This is a genomic window from Leptothrix toolikensis (SeqCode), assembly GCF_057922285.1.
Window position 1 is genome coordinate 1 of sequence record NZ_JBYSVC010000094.1, and the last position, 8,463, is coordinate 8,463.

Annotated in this window: 3 protein-coding genes; 2 read left to right on the forward strand and 1 reads right to left on the reverse strand. The window is 62.5% G+C overall.

The features are described 5' to 3' along the window. The coding region (locus AC3VI7_RS11230; protein WP_489671529.1) for an Ig-like domain-containing protein at positions 1-6,546 on the reverse strand (6,546 nt) is incomplete at its 3' end. 473 nt (positions 6,547-7,019) lie between these two features. On the opposite strand from AC3VI7_RS11230, the gene AC3VI7_RS11235 reads away from it, so the two are divergent. Together AC3VI7_RS11235 and AC3VI7_RS11240 are read left to right on the forward strand one after the other, a co-directional pair. Beyond that, a complete protein-coding gene (locus AC3VI7_RS11235; RefSeq protein WP_489671107.1) occupies positions 7,020-8,321 on the forward strand; it encodes a nucleotide sugar dehydrogenase in 1,302 nt (433 codons plus the stop codon). After that, on the forward strand, positions 8,318-8,463 hold a 146-nt coding region (locus AC3VI7_RS11240), incomplete at its 3' end, for an NAD-dependent epimerase/dehydratase family protein (protein WP_489671530.1). The genes AC3VI7_RS11235 and AC3VI7_RS11240, both read left to right, overlap by 4 nt.

An 8,463-nucleotide genomic window follows, 5' to 3' on the forward strand; every position in this document is an offset into this window, starting at 1 on the left:
GGAGTTGACCCAAGTGAGGCCGTTATCGGCGCTGACTTCAAAACGCGCCGTGAGCGACTCACCGCCGAGCGTCAAGGTCGCGTCGTTCACGGCCACACCTGATCCGGCTCCGCCGAAGCCCGTGACGACCGGCGCTGCGGCGAAGTTATCCAACAAGAAGGAGCCGTTGGTATCCATGAAGTTGCCGACAAAATCAGTTTGCCGCACGATCAGGCTGATTTCGGTGGGGGCAGCGACTTGGTTGATGTTGGGAATCGCGGCACCGTTGACGTCCACAGTGATTTGCGGCGTGAACGTCTGCGTGGTGGGATTGAGCACCACCGGGTTGAACGATATGCCGCTATCGGTGCTGTAGCTGAGCGTGCTGTTGGCCTCTGTGGCCACGGCGGCGAAATTGGGCTGGCTGGTCAAACGGGCGTTGACGTTGATGCCCAGCGTGTCGTTCAGCCAACCTGTGTCGGTCGCCAAACCCACCACAGGAGCGGTGGTGATGTTGTCTAGGATGAAGGGCACCGCCGCAATCGCTGAGACATTGCCCGCTGCATCGGTGGATTGCACTTGCAGCGTGAAGGGTGCGCCGGTGATGGTGTTGACAAGCCGACCGGGGATCGCAATGGTCGTCATGTCAAGCAAGTTGAACCAAGTTACACCGTCCAAGCTGTACATGTCGGTGGATGGGTGCAGGTCCGTGGCGTTGGCCGTGTACATCCCGTTCTTTGTGTACACACTGCCATTCGCCGCCACTTTTGAGGTCAATGGATCCCACACCACGGTCGGTGTCGTGGCAGTTGCATCGAGCGTGAAGCTGTACGCACCAGGGGCCGAAGTGGTCGTGTTACCCGCCACATCGGTTTCACGCACTGAGAGGCTATACACGCCATCAGCCAGCGCGCCGGGTGCCAAGGTGGTGATCGGCGTCCAGCCCGTCAGACCATTGGTGCTGTATTCGACCAGATTGCCCACTGTTTCTGGGGTGAAATTGGCGGTTGGATCTTTGGTGATGCGGTCCGTACCCAAGCCCAAGGCGGCGAAGGGCGATGGATCAGCCGAGTCATTAAGCAGGCTCACCGCTAGCGCGACCGGGGCCACCGTGTCGAGGGTGAAGCTCAGCGGTGCAGAGGCGACCGAGAGGTTGCCGGCTGCGTCGGTTTGACGCGCGCTGACGGTATGCAGACCGTTGAGGGTCGGCGGGACGTAAGCGCCCCAAGCACCGTTGTCCAAGCTGTATTCGACCAACGCACCGGCTTCGACGCCGACGAGTGCTGCCAAGGTGGCGTTGTTGGTGATGTTGTCACCCATGAGACCGCTGTCTACCGCCAAGGCCAAGCCGGTGGGGGCTGCGACGATGTTGTCGAAGGCCAACGTGGAAACCACGGGCATCGAGGTGTTGCCCGCCACATCGGTGAGGGATGCGGCGGCGGTGTAAGTGGTACCGCTGATCAAAGCAGTGGTGGGTACGGGCACTGAGACGGAGCCGAGTGCGATATCCGCAGCGCTGAGGATGGCCGAGGCAGTAACGGGCGTCGCACCGTTGGGGATAGAGATATTGAGGGTGTCGCCGACAGCGGCAGTGCCTGCGGCCAAGGTGACGTTGGCTGCGAGGGTGCCGGCGGTGGCCGCCAAGGGCGAGGCGGTGTAGGCCAAAGCGACAGCGGATGCGGTCGGAATGACGGTGTCGAGGGTGAAGCTCAGCGGTGCGGAGGCGACCGAGAGGTTGCCGGCTGCGTCGGTTTGACGTGCGCTGACGGTATGCAGACCGTTGGTGAGGGTAGCCGGGGTGTAAGCGCCCCAAGCGCCGTTGTCCAAGCTGTATTCGACCAACGCACCGGCTTCGACGCCGACGAGTGCTGCCAAGGTGGCGTTGTTGGTGATGTTGTCACCAGCGAGACCGCTGTCTACCGCCAAGGCCAAGCCGGTGGGGGCTGCGACGATGTTGTCGAAGGCCAAAGCGGTGGAGGCCACGGTGGCGGAGGCATTGCCTGCCACGTCGGTGATCTGGGCGCTGGCGGTGTAAGACGAGCCGCTGGTAAGGGTGGCTTGGTTGATGGTGAGGGTGACCGAGCCGTTGGCGATGTCCGTGGCCGAGAGGATCACGGCCGCAGGCTGAGTTGTCACAGCGCCGCCTGCGAGGGTGAGCGCCAAGGTGTCGCCCGCGACGGTGTTGGCCCCCAAGGCGACGGTGGCGGTCACGGTACCTTGGGTTGCAGCCAGGGTGGAGGCTGCGTAGGTCAAGGCGACCGAGGCGACGGTTGGGGTAGCGGTGTCGAGGGTGAAGCTCAGCGGTGCAGAGGCGACCGAAAGGTTGCCGGCCACGTCGGTCTGGCGCACCAGCACGCTGTGTTGACCGTTGACGGTGGGTGCTGTGTAAGCGCCCCAAGAGAGGCCGCCGTCCAGGCTGTACTCGACCAAAGCGCCGGGTTCGACGCCGACGAGTGCGGCAGCATTGATGTTGGCGTTGTTGGTGATGTTGTCACCAGCGAGACCGCTGTCTACCGCCAAGGCCAAGCCGGTGGGAGCGGCGACGACGTTGTCAAAGACCAAAGCGGTGGAAACCACGGCCGGGAGGCTATTGCCTGCCACGTCGGTGATCTGGGCGCTGGCGCTGGTTGAGGTACCGCTGACCAGCGTGGCTTGGTCGATGGTGATGGACACCGACTTGGCGGCGATGTCTGCTGCTGACAAGGCCTTGGCGACCGGCTGTGCGGAGGCATTCGCGATGGTCAACGTCAGTGTGTCACCCACAGCAGCGTTTGCACCCAGTGCGACGGTGGCAACCAGCGTGCCTTGGGTTGCGGCCAGCGTCGAGGCGGTGTAGGTCAGGCTCGACGTGGTCACATCCGGTGCAACCGTGTCAAGGGTGAACTGGAAGGTGGTGACCAAGCTGGGGGGGGTGGCGTTGGTCGGATCGACGTAGCGGAAATGGCCGGTGTTCAGACCCTCGGCCCAAGGCAGGGTGGTTGGCGGCCAAGTAACCCAGCTCGTGGACAAACCATCCGGGCTGTACTGGATTTGTGTCAGCCCGGGTGTGGTGGAGGCTGGGATGTTCAGGGCGTTATTGGAGGTGATCAAGTCGCCCGCGATACCCGTATCGCTGACCAGCTGAGCCACCGGACCCGCTGTGCCTTGCAAATTGAAGGCTGCGCTGCTCAGGATGCTGGTGTTGCCTGCGGCATCGGTGACTTGGACATCGACGGTGTAGAGGCCGCTGGTGGGTTGCGAGGGCACGGTGTAAGTGCCGCCGACAGCCACCAGAGAGGTCCAAGCCGAAGGTGTTGCGCCGGTATAGGCCCGGTACTGCACGGCGGCACCGGGTTCAACCCCCACCAGATCAATGGCCGAATTGGTCACCGGGGTGGTGGCGTTGACGGCGGTTTGGGTGCCGGACAGGACCATCGACGGCGCTGCCGGGGCGATGGTGTCGAGGGTGATGGTGACGGGCGCGGAAGCTACGGACAGGTTGCCAGCGGCGTCGGTTTGGCGCACGTAGAGCGTGTTGGCCCCTTCTGCCAACACGGGCTGGGTGGCCGACCAATTGATGTTGTCGGTGCTGAACTGCACCAAAGCGTTGGCTTCGGTTGCTGTGGCGGTGTAGGCCGGGTTATTGGTGATGAGGTCGGTGGCCGAGACGCCGGTATCGGCCGTCAAGGCCAGCCCAGGGGTGACCGGAGCGACGTTGTCCAGCGTGAAGGCCAGCGTGGTGGGTGCCGAGCTGTTGCCTGCCGCGTCGGTTTGACGTACCGCTACCGTGTAGGCGGTGCCGTTGGTCGGTGCTGTGGGCGGCGTGTAGGTGGTGGACCAGCCGCTGCCGTTCAGGCTGTATTCGACCTTGCCACCCACTTCCGGCGTGATAGCGGCCAAGGCTGCGTCATTGGTCAGGCTCGTGGCGTTATTCAACAGAGCGACGACCGGAGAGGCCGGGGCCACGGTGTCGAGCGTGAAGCTCAGCGGCGTGACGGCCGAGACGTTGCCTGCGGCATCCGTCTGGCGCACTTGGACCGTGTGCAGGATGTCACCGACAGGAGCCGTGTAGCTGGGCAGCCAGCCCGTGTTATCGACGTTGTATTCGACCGAAGCGCCGGCTTCGACGCCGGTAAGTGCTGCCAAGGTTGCGCTGTTGGTCAGGCTGGTTGCACCGTTGGCCAGGACCACACCCGGGGCGATGGGGGCAACGTTATCGAAGTTGAAGGTGAGTGCGGTCGAGGCGGCCGAGACATTGCCAGCCACGTCGGTTTGGCGCACGTACAGGGTGTTGGCACCTTGAATGGCGGCGGGTTGCTGGGCAACCCAGTTGACGCCGTCGGTGCTGTATTCAATCGTGGCAGCCGTTTCAACGCCAACCAAGGTGACGGCGCTGCTGTTGGTCAGGGCGCTGGTGCCCGTTTGCAGGCTCAGCGTCGGGGCTTGGGCGATGTTGTCGAGCGTGAATTGGAACGCGGTGACCAAGCTGGGTGGTGTCGCGCCTTGCGGGTCGTTGTAGCGCACATAGGCCGTGTTGAGACCTTGTGACCAAGTGGGCGTGACGGTGGTCCAGCCCGTCTGGCCGTCGGCGCTGTACTGCGTCTGCGACAACGCTGCGGTTGCCGAGGCGGGGATGTTCAGGGTGGGGTTGGCGGTGATCAGATCGGCAGTGGATACGCCGGTATCGCTGGCCAACGCGACCACCGGCCCCGGGCTGCCTTGCAGGTCAAAGCTGGTCGAACCCAGGGGGCTGATATTACCCGCCGCGTCGATGACTTGAACATCCACGGTGTACAAGCCGCTGGTGGCTTGCGAAGGCACGGTGTAGGCACCGTTGATATCCGGAGCCAGCGTGTTCCAAGCCGAGGGGGTGGTGCCGGTGGTGTAGACGCGGTATTGCACCGCAGCATTGAGTTCGATACCCGTGACGTTGACCGTCGAGTTAGCGACGACCCCGCCCACGGCTGGGGTAGCCAAGGCGAGGGTGGCGGGCAAAGGTGCCAAGGTGTCGAGGGTGAAGCTCAGCGGAGCCGAGGGGGCTGAGGCGTTGCCAGCGGCATCAACTTGCTGGGCTTCCACCGTGTACGCACCGTCAGTCGTAGGGGGTGTGTATGCACCCCACGTGCCGCCGTTGATGCGGTACTCAACCACTGCGCCGGTTTCTGTGGGAGCGAAGGGTGCCAAGGACGCGCTGTTGGTGCTGGCACCAGAAACGGCACCGTTGGCCAAGCTGACCACAGGGATAGCCGGAGCGATGGTATCGAGCGTGAAGGCCAGCGTGGTCGGTGCCGAGCTGTTGCCTGCCGCGTCGGTTTGGCGCACATCGACGGTGTGCAGGATATTGCCCACCGGGGCGGCGTAGGTGGTGGACCAATTGCCAGCATCGACGCTGTACTCGACCGTAGCACCCGGATCAGGCGTGACGGGGGTCAGGATGGCGCTGTTGGTCAGGCTGGTGGCACCGTTGGCCAAGGCCACGACCGGAGCAGCCGGGGCCACGGTGTCGAGCGTGAAGTTGACCGTGCTGATGGCTGAAGCGTTGCCAGCCACATCGACTTGGCGCGCGTCAACGGTGTGTGCCGCATTGCTGATCGGTGCGGTGTAGGTGCTGGACCAAGTGCCACCATCCACGCGGTATTCGATGGCGGAGGCATCGGCTGACGGCGTGAGGGCGGTGAGCAGGGCACTCTTGGTCATGGCCCCTGTGGCGGCACCGTTGAGCAAGGTCAGTGTGGGTGCAGTCGTCGGGGCGGTCGTATCGAGCGTGAAGTTCAGTGTGGTTGCCGCAGAGTGATTGCCTGCTGCATCGGTCTGGCGCACGGACACGTCGTAGACGCCGTCGGTGGTCGGAGCGGTGTAGGTGGTGGTCCAAGCACCTGTGCTGCCGATCTTGTACTCAACCGTGGCACCCGATTCGATGCCACTCAAACTGATCGCTGCGGCATGGGTGATCTTGTCTGTCAGGCTGCTGCCGGTGTCGGTGGTCAGGGCCACGACGGGAGCTGTTGGTGCGGTAGTGTCTGTGGCTGGTGCCGGGGCGGGTGAGGAGCTCTTGCTACCGCCGCCCGCAGCCGCCAAAACGACCACACCACCACCGGCCATGCTGGCCAGACCGAGCGTGCTGGAGAAAAAGCCACCTGTGGCTGCGGCACTGCCACTGGTGCTTGCGGCGGCAGCGGTGGTGGTTGCGCTAGCGCCAGCACCGGCGGCTGCTGCACCCACGGCTTCAGGTGCGGCAACAGCGGCGGCCGGGGCGACCGCTTCTGCGGCAACGGCAGCGGGGGCCACTGGGGCGGTCGGTGTGGCGGGCACCGGATCGGCCGGAACAGGCTCAGCGGGCACGGGGGCCGGCGGTGGGGTGGGGTCCGTATCCGCCGCTTCATCCAAAGCGTCTAACTCTTCACCATGGCGCAATGCGGCGGCTGTCCGCGTTTTGACCATCACTGCCTGCTGCGCATGGGCCTGAGCCTGTGTGGCTGCGACGGCGGGCTTCATGTCACCACGGGCACCACCCAGGTGCTCTTGATGAGCCGCAGCGGAAGAAGAAGCCTGCGACGTGGTGTCGCGTTCGTTGGTGCGCTCGTTCATGTGATGGTGCTCTGCGAAGTTATTTATGAAAGACAGGAAGACCGCCAATTGGTCTGGACCGTATTGATGAACGTAATCTAGGTCATAGATGCTGAAAAAATAATTAAGAAGTACTCACAAATACTCTTGAGTATTCGTAGGTTGTTGCATTCTGGGTGCCTGTTTCCAGCTTGATGAGGTGATGTGTTAAGTCGTTCCTCTCTAATGAAATGGGAAATTTTCCCGTTTGTGGTCTAAACAGGCCCATGAAACATGGTGCGTGGCCTCTCGTGGCGAGAAGTACGAGACCAATTTATGGTCTTATGTAAAAATCGTGTTTTTATGTTTTTTGCCGAAAGTACCCCTTGATTAGGGGGTAAAGGGGTTCCCTTCAGCTTGAACGATAAAATTCGTGACAAACGTCGCGAGACTGCGCCTTGATGCCAGCCGTCTTCACGGCGGCCCATCCCATCGCACCGAAAGCACTTTTGCTCATGCAAGCTGGTTCCTTGAAAGAAACAATCCTCGCCGTCGTCGGACTCGGCTATGTCGGTTTGCCCTTGGCGGTGGAGTTCGGCAAGAAGCTGCCGACCTTGGGCTTTGATCTGGCGGCCGACAAAGTTGCCGCCTATCGCAACCATATCGACCCGACGGGTGAAGTGACCAGCGCCGATTTGGCCGCAGCGGTGCATTTGCAATGCCATACCGATCCGGCCGTGTTGGCCCAAGCCAACTTCATCATCGTGGCGGTGCCCACGCCGGTGGATGCGGCGCATCGGCCTGACTTCACGCCGTTGGTCAAAAGCTCTGAAAGTGTTGGCCGCCACATCCGCCCCGGCACCACCGTGGTCTATGAATCGACGGTCTATCCGGGTGCCACGGAAGAAATCTGCATCCCGATCATCGAGAAGTTTTCGGGTCTGAAGTGGAAGAAAGACTTCTTCGTCGGTTACAGCCCTGAGCGCATCAACCCGGGTGACAAAGAACGCACCGTCACCAAAATTACCAAAGTCGTGTCGGGCGATAGCCCCGAAACCTTGGCCCATGTGGCCGAGGTGTATGGCGCGGTGATCACGGCCGGTGTCTACCCCGCCAGCAGCATCAAGGTGGCTGAGGCGGCCAAGGTGATCGAGAACACCCAGCGCGATCTGAACATCGCCTTGATGAATGAATTAGCGATGATCTTTGATCGCATCGGCATCGATACGCTCGAAGTGCTGCAAGCGGCGGGCACCAAGTGGAACTTCCTGCCCTTCCGCCCCGGCTTGGTGGGCGGACATTGCATCGGTGTCGATCCTTACTATCTGACACACAAGGCCGACATGCTGGGCTACCACTCGCAGGTGATTCTGGCGGGGCGGCGCATCAACGACGGTATGGCCGCTTATGTGGCGCAGCAAACCGTCAAAAAGCTCATCCAAACCGGCGCTTCGGTGAAAAACGCCAAGGTCGTGGTTTTGGGTCTGACCTTCAAAGAAAACTGCCCCGATCTGCGCAACAGCAAAGTCGCCGACTTGGTGGCTGAGCTGCAAGACTTTGGCTGCGACGTGTATGTGCATGACCCACTGGCCGAGCCCGCTGAAGCCATGCACGAATACGGCATCACCCTAGCGCCGTGGTCGGCGCTGACCCAAGCCGATGCGGTGGTCGCGGCCGTTTCGCACCACGCCTATACCGGCCAGCCCTTGGCGGGCTTGCTGGCGCTGCTCAAGGCGGGCGGGGTCTTCATCGACATCAAGTCGGCCTATGACGCGCAGGCCATCGCGGCGGCTGGCCACACCCTGTGGCGTCTATGAGCCGCGCCGCCCCACCCGGTCTCGAAGCCGTTCGCGCCACCCTCCAAGCCCAGCCGCGCACGTGGCTGATCACGGGTGTGGCGGGTTTCATCGGCAGCCACTTGCTTGAAGCCCTGCTCAAGCTGGATCAGCCCGTGGTGGG

Coding starts and splice junctions, on each gene's coding strand:
- AC3VI7_RS11235 (WP_489671107.1), top strand. CDS start 7,020: ATGCAAGCTGGTTCCTTGAAAGAAACAATCCTCGCCGTCGTCGGACTC.